Genomic DNA, 16298 nt, shown 5'->3' with positions numbered 1-16298 from the left:
TTCCAATGGGAACTCTTAGGATCTGCCGGCGGTTGCACCCTCGTACAGCCGTGGTTGCATTGGATCTGCCAGCGTCGCATCAAAACATTCCGACAGAAGCCAAAGCGTATTTCCTTGGGATCACTACCAACTGCATCAGCCAAAAGACGGCATGAACAGAGATTACCGTGTCCAGGGTTTTCATATGGCGACATAGGGATGACGAGCCGGGATACCCGGCCCATACCTTAGTGACTTACTTGCCGTCACGCGGATGAAAGTGCTGCTTCTTGGCAACCTTCTTCTGACCTTCAGCAGGAGTGGCTTCCTTTTGATCCTTTGCAGGAGCGGTAACGCCAGTCTTCTCCTCCATGTGGGAATGGGGCTTGGTCTTGGTAGCCGTTGCTTCGGGAGCCGTTACCTTGTCGGAGTCCGCAGCAGCAAAAGCGCCATTAGAAAACAGAGCAACAGCAGCAACCAGGGTCGCAGCAAGAGTAATTTTGGTTTTCATGACAATCTCCTTGAACAGTTGAGTTGGGATCACGTCCGGTTGCCCCCGGACGATTTCCATCTTGCACCGGAAAAACCGTCAAAACCATTACCGCATCATTACTTTTATGTAAGGTTTGCCGCCTTAATGCCACGTAGTCGTAAGGCATTACTCACCACGCTGAGAGATGAAAGACTCATGGCCGCCGCAGCGATAATCGGGGACAAGACCAAGCCGAATGCTGGATAGAGAATCCCTGCCGCTACCGGCACCCCCAAAGCGTTGTACAAGAAGGCAAAGGCAAGGTTTTGCCGCATATTACCCACCGTAGCAGCCGATAGCAGGCGGGCACGGGCGATACCACGCAAATCACCTTTTACAAGAGTCACCTGGGCGCTGTTCATTGCCACGTCCGTACCGGTTCCCATGGCAATCCCAACATCAGCCTTGGCCAGTGCAGGCGCATCGTTTATGCCGTCTCCGGCCATGGCGACTACCCTTCCTTCCCTCTGCAGGCGTTCAACCAAGGCCAACTTGTCTGCTGGCTTCACTTCTCCATGGACTTCACTGATCCCCAATCGTTGCCCAACAGCCCGGGCAGTGGTGTCACCGTCACCGGTTGCCATTACCACCCGGAGGCCCGCTTCCCTTAAGACCGCTAATGCTTCCGGAGTGCTGGCCTTGACCGGGTCAGATACCGCAAGGACTCCGAGCAAGCGGCCGTCAGCTGCCAGGTACATGACACTGGCCCCTCCTTGGCGTAGCGTCTCTGCTTGCCCTGCCATGGGGGCTACCTCCACACCATCCTGGGACATCAGGACCGTATTGCCCAAAGCCAGCTGCTTGCCGGCGAGCATACCTCTCACGCCAATGCCGCTGGCGGACTCGAAACCCTCAACCTTTTCCAGGTTGAGACTCTGATCCCGGGCTGCTTGAACAATCGCAACAGCCAAGGGATGTTCGCTCCCCTGGTCAAGACTGGCAGCTAAACGTAATACCTCCTGTTGATCGACACCGGGGGCACCAATGGCACACTCAAACGTAGGCTTGCCTTCTGTGAGAGTGCCGGTCTTGTCCACGATCAGCGTATCGATCTCCCGGAGCCGCTCAATAGCCGCGGCATCTCGAAACAATACCCCCTGGGTAGCGGCCTTACCCGTTGCCACCATGATGGACATGGGTGTCGCCAGCCCCAGGGCACAGGGGCAGGCAATAATCAGCACGGAGACACCATTGATTAGCCCAAAGAGCCAACCCTTCTCTCCGCCGAAGAAGCCCCACCCAAAGAAGCTCAGAAGGGCAATAGCGACAACAACAATTACGAAATAGCCAGCCACCACATCGGCCATGCGCTGCATTGGGGCCTTGGAACGCTGGGCCTGGGCAACCATCTGGACAATCTGGGCCAGCATTGTTTCGGAGCCGATCTTTTCGGAGCGAATAATGAGGCTGCCAGAGGTATTCATTGTGGCACCAATCACCTTGTCCCCAGGCCGCTTGGTCACCGGGATCGGCTCACCCGTCAGCATGGATTCATCCACCGCACTGGAGCCCTCGGTAACCTCACCATCCACCGGGACTTTTTCTCCCGGGCGAACTCGCAGAGTATCCCCCACGTGGACATAATTAAGGGGGATGTCCTCTTCAGTCCCGTCAGCATTGATCCGACGCGCCGTTTTGGGCGCCAGCCCCAGCAAGGACTTGATCGCTGCAGAGGTTTGGGAGCGGGCCCGTAATTCCAGCATTTGCCCCAACAGCGTCAGGGAAATAATCACCGCCGCCGCCTCGAAATACACCCCGATCCGGCCGTGAGCTTCAAACGAGGCCGGGAACAGTCCCGGGGCCAAGGCTGCCACCACGCTGTAGGAAAAGGCGGCGCCGGTACCGATTCCGATAAGCGTCCACATGTTGGGGGTCCGGTCGACCAGGGACTGCCAGCAACGGATGAAGAAAGGGGCTCCCGCCCAGAAAACGATGGGAACGGACAACACCATTTCCGCCCAGGTCCGTAGCTGTGGTGCCAGGAATTCGAGTTGATGCCCCGCCATCGCCAGCATTACTACCAAGAGCGTTAGCGGTAGGCTGCCCCAGAAGCGAAACCGGAAATCCCGATACTCCGAATTGCCTTCCTCTGCCTCCAGTTCCGGAATGATCGGCTCCAAAGCCATACCGCACTTGGGACAGGTTCCAGGCCCCAGCTGACGAACCTCCGGATGCATTGGGCAGGTGTACTCAGCACCGGTGGGCGCCTTTTCCTCCTGGCGGGGATGCAGATACTGCCGCGGATCAGCATCGAATTTTGCCTTGCACTTGCCGCTACAGAACCGGTAGTGCGTCCCCCCAAAATCAGACGCATGGGGGGAATCCGGCTTTACGGTCATTCCACATACGGGATCAATGTCACTCATTTCAGCTCCTCCCCACGGCTGCTAGTCGGGTATGCGCAACCTAAACAGTTCCTCTGCAGATAAAGATCAGTGCTTATCTGGCGCCATCATGCGCTTCATCATTTCCATATGATGCTCATGGTTACCGCCCGCAGGCAGGCCTCCCGACATTTCGTCCATCATCGAGCAGCCCTCCATTCCTCCAACCATACCTTCTGCCGTCTGCATGCTCTCGTGGAGGGTATGCATGTATTCAGTCAGCAGTCGCTTACGCTCCTGGTCGTCTTTGGCCTTTGCGATTTTCTGGACCTGCAAGCGGAGTCTGATGACATCAGACTTAAGCGTATTGATTCCCCCACTTTGCTGGAGGGGCGCCGGAGCTGAAGCTGGGGTTTGAGGCTTTTCCGGATGATGTTCGTCATTGGCAAAGGCTGCAGACGACAATCCCAGACACAGACAGAGGATCGGAAGGGATATCCTGGTTCTCATGATATTTCTCCTAATGCGCTTAACTCTCTTTCCCATTCTTCAACCGCCACTGCTTAATCAGGGCGTAGATCGCGGGAATCACTGCCAGAGTGAGGATTGTCGAGGAAATCATTCCACCAACCATGGGGGCTGCAATACGGCTCATGACTTCCGAGCCGGTACCGGTACCCCACATGATGGGCAGGAGGCCCGCCATGATGGCCACCACGGTCATCATCTTCGGACGGACTCGCTCTACTGCACCCTCCATAATCGCTTCGTACAAGTCGCCCAGGCTGGGCTCCTGGCCAGATGCCCGACGCTTGGTCTTGAGTTCTTCCCAGGCATGGTCGAGGTAGATCAACATGACTACCCCGGTCTCCGCAGCCACGCCGGCCAGTGCGATAAAGCCAACCGCCACTGCAACCGACAGGTTGTAGCCCAGCAGCCACATGAGCCAGACCCCTCCCACCAGGGCAAACGGGACTGACAGCATCACAATGAGCGTTTCGGTCAGACGTTTGAAATTGAGGTAGAGCAACAGGAAGATGATGAGCAGGGTGACAGGCACCACAACCTTCATCTTCTCGATAGCCCGTTCCATGGATTCAAATTGGCCGCTCCAGGTGGCGTAATAGCCGGGAGGGAACTTCACCTTTTCAGCAACGGCCTTCTTGGCATCTGCAACATAACCACCGATGTCCCGATCACGGATATCCACAAATATGTAAGCGGAAAGCAGTGCGTTTTCTGTTCGGATACCTGGCGTTCCCTTGGCTACTTGGACCTTGGCCAGTTGCCCAAGCGGAATCATGGCTCCATCCGCAGTTGGCACGAGTACCTGCTGGGCAATTTGCTGCGGATCGGAACGCAACTCCCGGGGATAGCGAACAGTCACACCGAAGCGCTCCCGTCCTTCAACGGTAGTGGTGACCATTTCACCGCCCAAGGCTTGGCCAATCACATCCTGCAATTCCCCAACAGCCAGCCCATACCGGGCAAGCTGGGTACGGTCGGGCTCGATGTTTAGGTAATAGCCGCCAGTGATTCGTTCCGCAAAGGCCGAGGTTGTCCCGGGAACTTCTTTCACAACAGTTTCGATTTCTCGGGCAAGGCTCTCCATCTCACTCAAATCTTTACCAAAGACCTTGATGCCGATGGGCGTACGGATCCCCGTAGAGAGCATGTCGATCCGAGCCTTGATCGGCATCGTCCAGGCATTAGATACACCAGGGAACTGCAGAGCCTTGTCCATTTCGGCTATGAGCTTGTCAGTTGTCATGCCCTGGCGCCATTCAGACTCCGGCTTAAGGTTGATTACGGTCTCAAACATCTCTGTCGGCGCCGGATCAGTCGCGGTATTGGCGCGACCAGCCTTGCCGTAGACCGAGGCAACTTCCGGGAAACTCTTAATGATTTTGTTCTGGGTTTGGAGAAGCTCTGCCGCCTTAGTAATGGACATCCCTGGCAGGGAAGCCGGCATGTAGAGCAAGGTCCCTTCGTTCAGTGTGGGCATGAACTCTGAGCCCAATTTGGAAGCGGGATAGATTGAGATCAGCATCGCCACAATCGCAGCGATGATGGTGGCAGTCTTCCGACGCATCACCCACGCAATAATCGGCCGGTATCCCCAGATGAGGAATCGATTCACCGGGTTTTTAGCTTCCGGCATGATCTTGCCGCGGATAAACAGCATCATCAGGACCGGAACTAACGTGACCGACAGGAGAGCAGCACCGGCCATGGAGAAGGTTTTGGTATAGGCAAGCGGGGAAAACAGCCGTCCTTCCTGGGCCTCCAGCGTGAATACAGGGAGGAAGGAGACAGTGATGATCAACAGCGAGAAGAACAACGCCGGCCCCACCTCCTTGCAAGCGGCAATCATTGCTTCCACCCGCTCAGAATGGCTGTGATTTTCGGGCAGCCGCTCAATGTGCTTATGAGCGTTCTCAATCATGACGATGGCGGCATCAATCATCGCCCCAATGGCGATGGCAATCCCCCCAAGACTCATGAGGTTGGAGTTCATCCCTAACAAACGCATGGAGATGAAGGAAATCAGGACGCCTACAGGCAGCATCAGAATTGCCACCAGGGCGCTACGTAGGTGCAGTAGAAACACAACACACACCAGAGCCACGATGACGCTTTCTTCCGCCAGGGTATGCTTTAGCGTGTCAATCGCCCGATGAATGAGTTCGGAGCGGTCATAGACCGTCTCAATGGTTACCCCCTCAGGAAGACCGGAGGAAATCTCGCCGATCTTCTCCTTGAGGTTATGGATGACCTCTAGGGCATTCTGGCCATAACGAGCCATTGCAATGCCGGAGACAACCTCTCCCTCTCCATTCAGCTCGGTCAACCCGCGACGCTCATCGGGCGCCAATTCGACTCGGGCAATGTCCCGAATCATGACGGGGGTTCCGCCTTGGGCCTTAACAACCAGATTCTCAATGTCTGCGGTGCCACGGAGATATCCTTTGCCGCGGACCATGTATTCGGTTTCAGCCATCTCAACGACACGCCCCCCCACATCGCGATTGGAATCCCGAATAACCTGGGAGACTTTGGACAGGGGGATGCCGTAAGACCGTAGCTTTACCGGATCTACGGTAACTTGGTAGGTCTGGACAAAGCCTCCGATGGAGGCAACCTCAGCCACACCATGCGCTTTGGTCAGCTGGTAGCGCAGGTACCAGTCCTGCAGGGTACGGAGTTCTGCCAGGGTCTTGTTCTTTGCCAAGACGGCATACTGATAAACCCAACCAACACCGGTGGCATCCGGACCAATTTGGGGCGTAACACCCTTGGGCATCCGGCCGGCGGCAAAGTTGAGATATTCCAGGACCCTGGACCGGGCCCAGTAGATATCCGTTCCGTCCTCAAAGATGATGTAAACAAAGGAGGCGCCAAAGAACGAGAAGCCTCTAACCACCTTGGACTTCGGTACAGAGAGCATTGCCGAAGTTAGCGGATAGGTAACCTGATCCTCCACCACCTGGGGAGCCTGCCCGGGATACTCGGTATAGACAATAACCTGTACATCCGACAGGTCAGGCAGGGCATCAAGCGGTGTCCGTACGACAGCAACGACACCGGCAACAATGATGAATAGCGTGGCTAACAAGACCAGGAAGCGATTCCGCCCTGACCATTCAATGATTTTTGCCAACATCGCGCTGGGCTCCTTTTATTTTTCTCAGTGACCAGCGTGAGGATTGGCCTGGACTGGGACAGCGGCAACGGGGCTAATGGTGGTTACAACCCATTCTCCCGGACTGCGCTCCACAAACTCAAATTTGATGGGGGTCCCAGGTTTGAGGTCTTTGAGCAGAGATTGATTGGCCACCTTGAACTCCATCGTCATGGCAGGCCACTTCAGGCTCGGGATTGCCCCGTGGGCAAGCATCACGGTCCCTGCTTTAGCATCAAGGTCTTCAACCTTGCCCTCTGCCTTGTAGCCAACGCCTACAGGCTTATCTTGGCCTGCACCAGGAGAGGAGCTGCCATGGCCGGAATGACCGAATCCACCGACTACAGCCTTGAGGTTACTTTCCGCATCAATGAGGAAGTTGGCTGCAACAACAACCTGCTCACCCTCCCGAACTCCTTCGATTACCTCCACCCGGTTCTCACTCCGGGCACCAAGCTTTACGTCACGCGGCTCAAATCGACCTTCCTTCGCCTGGATCAGAACAATTTGCCGGGTACCACTATCAATTACGGCCGAGTTCGGGATAGTGACTACAGCACCCTTGGCAATAGTGGGGAGTTCTACCTGGGCAAACATGCCGGGCTTCAGCAGATTGCCAGGGTTGGGGAGTTCGAGCCGAACCGGAATGGTCCGTGTATCTGCCTTCAAGGTCGGATACACATAGGAAACGGTCCCTTCGAAGGTCTTTTCAGGGTAAGCGTTGATTTTTACTTTCGCTTTGGCACCGGACTTCACCCATCCAATATCTTGCTCAAAGACATCAGCAATCACCCAGACGGTGCCCAAATCAGTAATTTGGTAGAGCACATCCCCTGGAGCAAAGCGCATTCCCTGAACCGCCTTCTTTTCAGCCACAATGCCATTAACAGGAGAACGAAAAATCAGCGTACGTTTGGCATCGCCAGATTTGGTCAAGGATTTGACTTGTTCCTCAGAAATATCCCAATTCCGCAAGCGAGTCAGACTGGAGTCGGCTAACTGACGCATGCCAAACTGGGCAGCGTCATCAGCAGATTTCATGCTCTCTAGCCCTTGGGAAGCAATTGCGTACTCCCGCTGTGCCGAGACCAGTTCAGGGCTATAGACCTCAAACAGTGGTTGTCCCTTGCCAACCGCCTGTCCGGTCGCATTCACATAGAGGCGTTCGACATAGCCTTCATATTTTGGAGAAATAGCGTAAGTGCGGCGTTCATCGGGTTCGATTCTGCCAGCAGCCCGAACCACCTTATCAAGACTCTCAAGGGTCGCCGCTTCGGTTCGAACACCCAGCTTCTGAATCTTTTCCGTGCTGATCTTGATTTGGTTTGCTGATGCCGGCTCGTCGTCCTGCTCCCCCTCATATACCGGGATGTAGTCCATCCCCATGGGATCCTTTTTTGGTACCTGGGAGGTATCCGGCAAACCCATCGGATTGCGGTAATAGAGAATCTTCCGCTCTGCCTTCCCAGAGTCAGTGGGGCTAGCCACGGTGTCGTGGGCATGGGGAGCATTTCCACTATTCTGTCCTGCCCAATACCCACCACCTGCAGCCAGAACAGCAACTACGGCAACTGAAATGACTCCCTTGTTCATAGTTCTTCTCCGAGAATACGTTCTACCTCAGCCAGACGTACTTGAGCCTCGGCACGGGACTTAATCTGGTTGAGTTTGGCCTGTCTGATTTGGCGCTGGGCATCCAGCAACGTGGTGAAATCCACCTTGCCAGTCTCATAACCAGCGAGGGCGGCCTTAAATGTCAATTCAGCCTGTGGCAGTAGGTTGTCTGTCGACAAACGCTCCGTCCGTACCGCAGCCTCCAGCGCTGCCAAACTCTCAGAAAGATCCGAGAGCAGTTGGTTAGCAGTTGCTTCGCGTCGGGCACGACTAGCCGAAACCATTGCTTCTGCCTCACGCTCCTGGGCACGGCGGCTGGCTTGTTGTAATGGGATATTGATTTCGAACATCAAATCCCATTGCTTCACATCATTTCCCATCTGGTTGGGAACAAGACCCAGGGTGAAATCGGGATATCGATTTTTGTAAGCCAGATCTCGGCTCTTCTCGGCGGCTTTGATGCGATGCCCTTCAGCCGAGAGCATCGGGTTCTTGGCCTCGGCCCGCTCTACTAAACTGGCGTAATCCAATTTGGCCGGCGGAGGTAAAGGGCGCAGGATCTCGGGAGATGCCAGGGACGCCGATGCCGGCCGTCCGAGCAGAGCATTCATCCGGGTAGTAAGGTGGTGATGCTCAGTTTCCAGGGCAATGAGTTCATTGCGCATTGCAGTTTGCTCAACCTGAGCACGAATAACATCCTGCTGGGCAGCCAATCCGTTTGCGTAGCGAACTCGAGCTATGCGCTCCAAGCGAACCATAAGATCCAATATTTCTTGGGTCAGGGTTTCATTGCGAGCTAGATAGTACAGCTGGGCATAGGTCGTCTTGATTTTGGCAGAAACCTCGCTCCAGACGCCGTAAGCACGCCCTTTGGCCCCAGCAGCCTCTAGTTCTGCAATTTCACGTTTGAGATCGCGTTTACCGAACCACGGAACATCCTGCATCAGGGTATAACGAGCCGTACCAACACGGTTGGGGGCAAGCGTTGGGCTCTGAGCCCCCCCCTTTGTGATATCCATCAACTCGGTACGCAGCCGGGGATCGGGTAAGGCCCCTGCCGGAACTATCCGCTCCGCCGCGGCATCGGCTTCGTAGCGCATGCTGGCAAATTCAGGATTGTTCTCCCGAGCAATCGAGAGAAGGCTCTCCACCGTGCTGCCCGGTTGAACCTGGGCTCCGGCACTTATGCTCCAGGCTGCAATAAGCGCGGCGCACAGGATGTTGCGCGAGGTTTTTATTGATTTCATGTTTGGACCCTCGTGGAAGTTTCCGATTACACCGCGCTCAAACTAGAGTCACCTAGTTTTGAGGCTCCAGGCGAACGATGGTCATCGCCCCATCAATGTTTTCTGAGGCAAAGCGGATTTTTTGCCCTTCCTTCACCTTGCCAAGCCAAGATGCATCTTTGACCAGGAACGCCATAGTCATAGGAGGCATTCCATTCGGCAAAGCACCATGCGATACCGTCAGTTTTCCACCTGCCTTATCCACCTTTTTGACGATGCCATCAATCAGGGCAGATTGAGTGGCGTCCATGTGCATTCCACCGTGGCTGCCATGATCATCATGGCCAGATGCTGCCATACCAATAGCGGGCCCCAGCAGAGCAACGGCAACAAACGGAACAATCATCTTTTTCATGTCAATCTCCTAATTATGAACTCAGTGCTTGGCAAAAACCTTGTAGCTACCGTCAGGCATGACGAGTAGGGTGTCATACGGCTGCGGGTGATTAGTCTCCATACCCGGAGAGCCTTGGGGCATCCCGGGGACAGCAAGGCCGATGGCTTTTGGCTTTTCTTTAAGAAGGCGCTGAACATCTGCAGCAGGAACATGGCCCTCAATGGCATAGCCGCCAACTTTGGCGGTATGACAGGAGCCAAATTTTTCGGGCATTCCGGTTGCCTTGCGTGCAGCAGGAACGTCGGTCACATTCTGGGTTGTTACATCGAAACCTGCCTTACGCATGTGTTCAACCCACTCCTTGCAGCAACCGCAGTAAGGACTCTTGAAGACTTCAACATGAGTAGCGGCTTGCGCGTAAGCAGCACCGGAAGCCGCTACAGCGGCGACCATTAGCAACTGCCGAAATGTCATTTGTAGGGTCATAACTGTCTAGCTCCTGCGTTGTAAGTCCCCAGTTTGAGGACTCGTCCCCTACAGTTGGCTGACTCGCAGATTACATTTTTGTAATCAATGGTTATGTACGTGGCCTGGACTGTGTTCATTTACCGAATGGTGGCTGGGACCACTACTGGCACCATGGGCATCCGGAATTCCAGAATGAGAATGGCCGTTGCTGGCACTCACCAGTTGCTGGTAACTATCGGTAGATTGCGTGGGGAGGACATTCAGGAAAGCAACCAAATCCCAAATAGCTGCATCATCCATCCCTCCTTTTGCCCAGGCAGGCATGCCGGAGGCCTTGATGCCATGTTTGATGATCCAGAAGTCCCGGGCGTCAGAACTCGGGTCATGGGCGTTTTCTCGCACTACCGATAGATTGGGCGGAGTGGGATATAGCCCTTGGCGGATTTCGCTATTTCCAGCACTGGGGGATAGATGGCAGTCGACGCACATGGCCTCGTAATTCCCTGCACCACGGCGGACTCGTTCAGGAGAGCCTAGATCCGCAGGAACATCTACTCCTTTAACCTCTCGGCTAATGGAACGCTCTCTTGCATAAGTGATGAGAGATGTCACTAACTCAGAATGGGGCTCATCCGCGGCAAAGGAGGGAAACCCCATGCTGATGGATGCTCCGACCACGCTTACAAATACTGCAGCTACGCCTACGACGGTAAGAAAGGGCTTTTGCATTGGAATGCAGTTATTTAGGAGTAGCCAGGATTCTGGTAGATGCCGCATAACGAGGGACTGACATCAACATTACATTTATGTAATGCGGATGCTTTCTGGGTGATTTCAGCCTCACAATGCGCCTATTCGACCTTCAGGAGAGTGATGTGAAGATACTGGTCGTAGAAGACGAACCCAAAACAGGTGACTATCTGCATAAGGGGCTCTCAGAAGCCGGGTTTGTAGTTGACCTAGCTCGGGATGGGTTCGATGGACTACATCTGGCCCTAACTGAAGCCTATGACTTGGCCATTCTCGACGTAATGCTTCCCGGTATTGATGGATGGCAGGTATTGCAAGGAATCCGTAAGGCCGGCAAGGAAATCCCCGTACTTTTCCTTACTGCTCGCGACTCGGTGGATGACCGGGTCAAAGGCCTAGAACTGGGGGCGGATGATTACCTCGTAAAACCCTTCGCTTTTGCAGAACTGCTCGCTAGAGTTAGAACGCTTTTGCGCCGTGGTACAAAGGCCCGCGAGGATGATGTTTTGCGAATTGCAGATCTGGAACTGGATCTTCGCCGGCGTCGGGTCACTCGTGGAGGGAGAAAGATCGACCTGACATCCAAGGAATTTTCCTTACTGGAACTTTTGCTACGCCGACGTGGCGAGGTGCTGCCCCGATCCCTCATCGCATCCCAGGTCTGGGATATGAATTTCGACAGCGACACCAATATTATTGAGGTCGCCATTCGTCGCTTGCGGTCCAAAGTGGACGACGGATTCGAGCTAAAGCTGATCCGGACAGCACGAGGCATGGGGTATGTGCTGGAGGATGGGGAATGAAGCCCTTAGGCAAGAAGTCTATAACGCTTCGGCTAACACTGCTTTTTACTGTTGTTTCCGCCCTGGTGCTGACTACACTTGGGCTAGCGGTAGGTGCTCTGGTTGAGCGCCACTTTGAAGAAATGGACACAGAACTTTTGGTGGGGAAGTTCGAGCTCGTCAGCCATGCTCTATGGGAACACAGTCAGAGTGCCTTGAGTGACCGACTGGACGCAGCACTGGTTGGACATCACGGACTGGCAGTAGCTATCTGGGATGCTTCCGGCAAGCCGATTTATTCCCATGGCAGTGTTGATTTCCCATCGATCATGAAGGCGCCAGGCACTGACCTTAGAACTCACCCTAAGCTCTGGCGAAATGAAGATGGGCAGCTTTTCCGAGGCATATCCGGCACTGTTACCGGAGGTGCCATCGTTGCAGTCTCCACTGAATTGCAAGTCCATGAACATTTCATGCACTCTTTCAATAAGACGTTCTGGGGCTTAGTCGCCTTGGCCGCGATAGCTAGTGGTCTATTCGGCTGGCTGGCTGCCAGAGGGGGGCTTTCCCCCTTACGGGAAATATGCCGCGATACTGCGGGGATTACGGCCGACCACTTAGACCGCCGGCTGACTGCAGAAGACTTCCCCATCGAACTTGCGGAAGTAGCTAGGACGCTAAATGAAATGCTCGGTCGCCTTGAGGCGTCCTTCCGTCGACTCTCCGAATTTTCCTCTGACCTTGCACACGAGTTGCGCACACCAGTTAGTAACCTCCTTACCCAGACACAAGTCACACTATCGAAAACTCGCACTGCCGAGGAATATCGAGAGGTATTGGTATCGAACTCCGAAGAATTCGAGCGGCTTTCCCGAACCATCGCAGATATGTTGTTTCTGGCTAAAGCTGAAAACGATCTAGTCGTGCCGGAACTTGGGCTGCTGAACTTGCGTGAGGAAACCGATGACTTACTGGAGTTTTATGAAGCTCTGGCAGATGAAAGGGGCGTAACCCTATCCATCAAAGGAGAGGCTTCCGTAGCAGGTGATAGGTTGATGCTCCGGCGAGCTATTGGCAACTTGCTATCCAATGCTTTCCGACACACCCCTAGGAGTGGCGTCATTGCCGTGTTGCTAACAAACGTCGATGGAATGGCAACTATCAGCATTAGCAATACAGGCCAAACTATCTCTCCGGAGCATCTTCCTCGGTTATTTGACCGCTTTTATCGGGCCGATCCGTCAAGGCAACGGGACTCCGAAGGAGCCGGCTTAGGCCTCGCTATTACGCGATCTATCCTGCGCGCCCACGGAGGCAATGCGACGGTGCGCTCTGAGGATGGATTGACAACCTTTGAACTACGGCTGCCGTCTATTCAGCAGTAAGCAGCCTGCCACTACTTAAGCATTCTCGACCCTGAGGGGCATATAGCCAGCTTCAGAAATTGCACCTTCCACCTCTTCAACACTAACGCTTACTGATTCAATAGATATCAGATGCTGTTCCAGAGTGATTGTGATCTTGGCATGTTTGTCCAGATCCCGAAGCGCCTGGGTGAGCTTACTGACGCAATGGCCACAGGTCATGTCATCAACTTTGAAGGTAATCACGGTTTTCTCCTTTCATTTTTTGGGAAGTTACCCTGACCACTTTCTTCCTTCCTACAGGGGGAAGGTCAACACCGTGATGTCGCTATTTGGATGAAGTCGATTTTTTTTAGTTTGAACCGTTGACCTTCCCACCATGGAAATCTTCAGCATAGGCGCTATAACGCTTCTGGAGAGTTCCATGTCTGCCTTTACTTCAACTATTCGCACTACGAACCACACCCTTTTAGTCGACGGGATGAGTTGTGCCTCCTGTGTCGCCCGGGTGGAGAAAGCCCTTTTAAAGGTGCCTGGAGTGCAAGAGGCTTCAATAAATTTGGCCTCTGAAAAGGCGACGGTGATCACGTTGCCCGACGTATCGTTTGCCACGCTTGCCGCAGCCATTGGGAAAGCCGGGTATGCCGCCAGCCCCGAGACAGCTGGAGAAGTTCCCGCTGTGAAGCGACGTTTTCCGGAATGGTGGCCGGTCGCAGTTAGTATCGTCCTTACACTTCCGCTACTTGCACCGATGCTGCTTGAGCTCCTGGGGAAGGAATGGATGTTGGATGGCTGGTGGCAACTTGCCTTGGCAACCCCCGTTCAGTTCTGGCTGGGCTTACGGTTTTACCGGGCCGGGTGGAAGGCAGTTCGGGCCCGTGCCGGCAATATGGACCTATTGGTGGCCCTGGGAACTTCTGCTGCCTATGGCTTATCGGTGTATCTGCTTTGGAGAAATGCAGATACCAGAATGCCCCATCTTTATTTTGAGGCATCTGCGGCTGTCATCACTTTGGTGCTTCTGGGGAAATGGCTGGAAGCACGAGCCAAGCGACAAACTACCGACGCTATAAGGTCCCTTAACGCACTTCGCCCAACGGTGGCTCGCGTCCTGATAGAAGGGCAGGAAGTCTCTATTCCTGTCCAGCAAGTTGCAATCGGAGACAAGGTGGTGGTACGGCCAGGAGAGCGGATCCCAGTGGATGGGACTGTCATCAATGGACAAAGCCACGTCGATGAAGCTCTGATTACCGGAGAAAGCCTCCCTATCGCGAAGGCTCCTGGTGATCAGGTGACAGGCGGATCGGTGAATGGTGAAGGATTAATGGTTCTGCGAACCATCGCCATCGGTACAGAAACCACTCTAGCCCGCATCATCCGGATGGTGGAATCTGCGCAAGCAGCCAAAGCTCCGATTCAGCGTATCGTTGATCGAATCAGCGCTGTCTTCGTACCAGTAGTCCTTTCCATCGCCATACTGACATTTATCGTTTGGGTGCTACTCCTGGCGGACTGGGAGGTCGCATTGATCAATGCGGTAACAGTCTTAGTGATTGCCTGTCCATGCGCCCTTGGCCTTGCCACCCCTACCTCAATAATGGCGGGTACCGGTGTGGCGGCCCGACATGGCATCCTGATCAAAGACGCTGAAGCACTCGAAATTGCCCACTCGGTGACAGCCGTTGCTTTTGATAAGACGGGAACATTGACGGAGGGAAAGCCAATGCTGGTCGCTGTCGAGGCTGTTGAAGGCATGGACAAGAACAACATCCTTCAGTTGTCGGCTGCGCTGCAAAAGACCAGTGACCACCCCTTGGCCCATGCTGCCCTGGAAATGGCCAAATCACAACGACTAGCAGTACCCGACACGGTGAATGCCAAAGCCCTTCCTGGACGTGGAGTGCAAGGAGTAGTTGGTGGGGAAATCCTGATGCTGGGTAGCACCCGACTAATGTTGGAGTCTGGAACAGCCCCCGCTCGACTACTGGAACGTGCGGCTGCCCTTGAAAAGCAAGGGCGAACTATCTCCTGGCTACTTCGTAGCCGCGGAAATGAAACAGAGACATTGGGCCTTCTAGCTTTTGGTGATGCTGTGAAAGGTGCTTCTTACCAAGCGGTGGCCAACTTGCATAAGCTAGGCATCAAAACAGTGATGTTGACTGGGGATAATCAGGGAAGCGCCAACGCCGTTGCCGAGAATCTGGGTATTGATGAAGTCTGGGCTGGATTGTTGCCAGAGGATAAGGCCTCAATCATTCAGGACCTCCGTGACCGTGGATACGTTGTGGCAATGGTTGGAGATGGACTGAACGATGCTCCCAGTTTGGTCGCCGCTGATGTTGGGCTCAGCATGTCCACTGGGACCGATGTGGCGATGCAGGCAGCCGGAATCACCTTAATGCGAGGAGACCCCCGCCTGGTTGCCGATTCTCTCGATGTTTCTCGCCGCACTTACGGAAAAATCAAACAGGGTCTTTTTTGGGCTTTTGCTTACAACATCCTCGGTATTCCCCTCGCAGCTGCCGGAATGCTAAGTCCTGTTGTTGCAGGGGCAGCGATGGCATTCAGTAGTGTTAGCGTAGTAATGAATGCGCTATTACTTCGCCGCTGGCGTAGCGCCAGTGATATCAGACATCCTGATTGAATCTAGCCAGGGAGCTAAAATGAATATTGGAGAGGTAGCAAAGGCCGCCGGCATCTCGACCAAGATGATTCGTCATTATGAGAGTGTAGGGTTGTTGCCACCGGCCAGTAGGACTGCGGCGGGCTACCGCCAATACGGATTAGCTGACATCCGGACCCTGCAGTTTATTCGTCGATCTCGAGATCTCGGATTCTCCATTGATGAAATTCGGAATTTGCTAAGTCTTTGGCAGAACCGAGACCGTACCAGCCGCGAGGTAAAAGCCCTGGCCAAGGAGCATCTAGACGAGCTCGAAAATAAGCTCCAAGAGCTTCTTGCAATGAAAAAGGCGCTCCAGCATCTAGTCAGTTGTTGCCAAGGAAATCACCGACCCGATTGCCCCATCCTGGAAGAACTGGCTGGCGATAGTAACCATCTTTCCATGACGGGTCTTAGTCTATCGCCGTAGCTTCAGAACGATTGAGGGAAATGCGCTGAGCCAAGGAATTGGTCAAATGCATGGAACTACGCCTAGGTAATTAGGGGAATGAGGCGTT

At 54.2% G+C, this 16298-nt stretch carries 14 protein-coding genes; 4 read left to right on the top strand and 10 right to left on the bottom strand.

Annotated elements, in window-relative coordinates; translation table 11 throughout:
* Positions 1 to 235: 235 nt before the first annotated feature.
* From AZSP09_RS09375 to AZSP09_RS09335, 9 genes are all read right to left on the bottom strand, one after another.
* Positions 236 to 490: a hypothetical protein gene (locus AZSP09_RS09375; protein WP_014236180.1), complete on the bottom strand. Its 255-nt coding sequence runs from the start codon at positions 488 to 490 to the stop codon at positions 236 to 238.
* A 104-nt stretch (positions 491 to 594) separates the two neighbouring features.
* Entirely contained in the window at positions 595 to 2877 is a 2283-nt protein-coding gene (locus AZSP09_RS09370; protein ID WP_152089869.1) for a heavy metal translocating P-type ATPase, read from the bottom strand.
* A 66-nt stretch (positions 2878 to 2943) separates the two neighbouring features.
* The gene (locus AZSP09_RS09365; RefSeq protein WP_109040443.1) at positions 2944 to 3345 is read right to left on the bottom strand and encodes a hypothetical protein; all 402 of its coding nucleotides are present in this window, start codon (positions 3343 to 3345) and stop codon (positions 2944 to 2946) included.
* Between the two features lie 19 nt (positions 3346 to 3364).
* Entirely contained in the window at positions 3365 to 6499 is a 3135-nt protein-coding gene (locus AZSP09_RS09360) for an efflux RND transporter permease subunit (protein WP_014236177.1), read from the bottom strand.
* A 24-nt stretch (positions 6500 to 6523) separates the two neighbouring features.
* Positions 6524 to 8110 (bottom strand): efflux RND transporter periplasmic adaptor subunit, encoded by a 1587-nt coding sequence (locus AZSP09_RS09355; protein WP_152089868.1) that lies wholly within the window; start codon positions 8108 to 8110, stop codon positions 6524 to 6526.
* On the bottom strand, positions 8107 to 9378 hold the full coding sequence (locus AZSP09_RS09350) for a TolC family protein (protein ID WP_014236175.1): 1272 nt from the start codon (positions 9376 to 9378) through the stop codon (positions 8107 to 8109). The genes AZSP09_RS09355 and AZSP09_RS09350 overlap by 4 nt, the downstream gene beginning before the upstream one ends.
* 52 nt (positions 9379 to 9430) lie before the next feature.
* A complete protein-coding gene (locus AZSP09_RS09345; protein WP_152089867.1) occupies positions 9431 to 9772 on the bottom strand; it encodes a copper-binding protein in 342 nt (113 codons plus the stop codon).
* Positions 9773 to 9793: 21 nt separating this feature from the next.
* A complete protein-coding gene (locus AZSP09_RS09340; RefSeq protein ID WP_232058774.1) occupies positions 9794 to 10240 on the bottom strand; it encodes a DUF411 domain-containing protein in 447 nt (148 codons plus the stop codon).
* An 84-nt stretch (positions 10241 to 10324) separates the two neighbouring features.
* On the bottom strand, positions 10325 to 10951 hold the full coding sequence (locus AZSP09_RS09335) for a c-type cytochrome (RefSeq protein WP_232058773.1): 627 nt from the start codon (positions 10949 to 10951) through the stop codon (positions 10325 to 10327).
* Positions 10952 to 11097: 146 nt separating this feature from the next.
* Between AZSP09_RS09335 and AZSP09_RS09330 the strand changes: the two genes are divergently transcribed.
* On the top strand, positions 11098 to 11775 hold the full coding sequence (locus AZSP09_RS09330; protein WP_014236171.1) for a heavy metal response regulator transcription factor: 678 nt from the start codon (positions 11098 to 11100) through the stop codon (positions 11773 to 11775).
* Positions 11772 to 13139, top strand: a complete 1368-nt coding sequence (locus tag AZSP09_RS09325; protein WP_152089865.1) for a heavy metal sensor histidine kinase — start codon at positions 11772 to 11774, stop codon at positions 13137 to 13139. The genes AZSP09_RS09330 and AZSP09_RS09325 overlap by 4 nt, the downstream gene beginning before the upstream one ends.
* 15 nt (positions 13140 to 13154) lie before the next feature.
* On the opposite strand, the gene AZSP09_RS09320 is transcribed toward AZSP09_RS09325, so the two are convergent.
* On the bottom strand, positions 13155 to 13364 hold the full coding sequence (locus AZSP09_RS09320) for a heavy-metal-associated domain-containing protein (RefSeq protein ID WP_014236169.1): 210 nt from the start codon (positions 13362 to 13364) through the stop codon (positions 13155 to 13157).
* A gap of 178 nt (positions 13365 to 13542) precedes the next feature.
* On the opposite strand from AZSP09_RS09320, the gene AZSP09_RS09315 reads away from it, so the two are divergent.
* Both AZSP09_RS09315 and cueR read left to right on the top strand, forming a co-directional pair.
* Positions 13543 to 15762, top strand: a complete 2220-nt coding sequence (locus tag AZSP09_RS09315; RefSeq protein ID WP_152089864.1) for a heavy metal translocating P-type ATPase — start codon at positions 13543 to 13545, stop codon at positions 15760 to 15762.
* Positions 15707 to 16210, top strand: coding sequence for a Cu(I)-responsive transcriptional regulator (gene cueR / locus AZSP09_RS09310; protein ID WP_232058772.1), 504 nt, complete (start codon positions 15707 to 15709; stop codon positions 16208 to 16210). The genes AZSP09_RS09315 and cueR overlap by 56 nt, the downstream gene beginning before the upstream one ends.
* Positions 16211 to 16298 lie beyond the last annotated feature (88 nt).

This window comes from Azospira sp. I09 (genome assembly GCF_009177135.1).
Taxonomy (GTDB): Bacteria; Pseudomonadota; Gammaproteobacteria; order Burkholderiales; family Rhodocyclaceae; genus Azospira; species Azospira oryzae.
This window is presented reverse-complemented; position numbering and strand designations above follow the sequence as displayed.

Bases quoted from the DNA above. Each gene is read 5' to 3' on its own strand.
- AZSP09_RS09375 (WP_014236180.1), bottom strand. From the start codon at position 490: ATGAAAACCAAAATTACTCTTGCTGCGACCCTGGTTGCTGCTGTTGCT.
- AZSP09_RS09370 (WP_152089869.1), bottom strand. From the start codon at position 2,877: ATGAGTGACATTGATCCCGTATGTGGAATGACCGTAAAGCCGGATTCC.
- AZSP09_RS09365 (WP_109040443.1), bottom strand. From the start codon at position 3,345: ATGAGAACCAGGATATCCCTTCCGATCCTCTGTCTGTGTCTGGGATTG.
- AZSP09_RS09360 (WP_014236177.1), bottom strand. From the start codon at position 6,499: ATGTTGGCAAAAATCATTGAATGGTCAGGGCGGAATCGCTTCCTGGTC.
- AZSP09_RS09355 (WP_152089868.1), bottom strand. From the start codon at position 8,110: ATGAACAAGGGAGTCATTTCAGTTGCCGTAGTTGCTGTTCTGGCTGCA.
- AZSP09_RS09350 (WP_014236175.1), bottom strand. From the start codon at position 9,378: ATGAAATCAATAAAAACCTCGCGCAACATCCTGTGCGCCGCGCTTATT.
- AZSP09_RS09345 (WP_152089867.1), bottom strand. From the start codon at position 9,772: ATGAAAAAGATGATTGTTCCGTTTGTTGCCGTTGCTCTGCTGGGGCCC.
- AZSP09_RS09340 (WP_232058774.1), bottom strand. From the start codon at position 10,240: ATGACCCTACAAATGACATTTCGGCAGTTGCTAATGGTCGCCGCTGTA.
- AZSP09_RS09335 (WP_232058773.1), bottom strand. From the start codon at position 10,951: ATGCAAAAGCCCTTTCTTACCGTCGTAGGCGTAGCTGCAGTATTTGTA.
- AZSP09_RS09325 (WP_152089865.1), top strand. From the start codon at position 11,772: ATGAAGCCCTTAGGCAAGAAGTCTATAACGCTTCGGCTAACACTGCTT.
- AZSP09_RS09315 (WP_152089864.1), top strand. From the start codon at position 13,543: ATGTCTGCCTTTACTTCAACTATTCGCACTACGAACCACACCCTTTTA.
- cueR (WP_232058772.1), top strand. From the start codon at position 15,707: ATGCGCTATTACTTCGCCGCTGGCGTAGCGCCAGTGATATCAGACATC.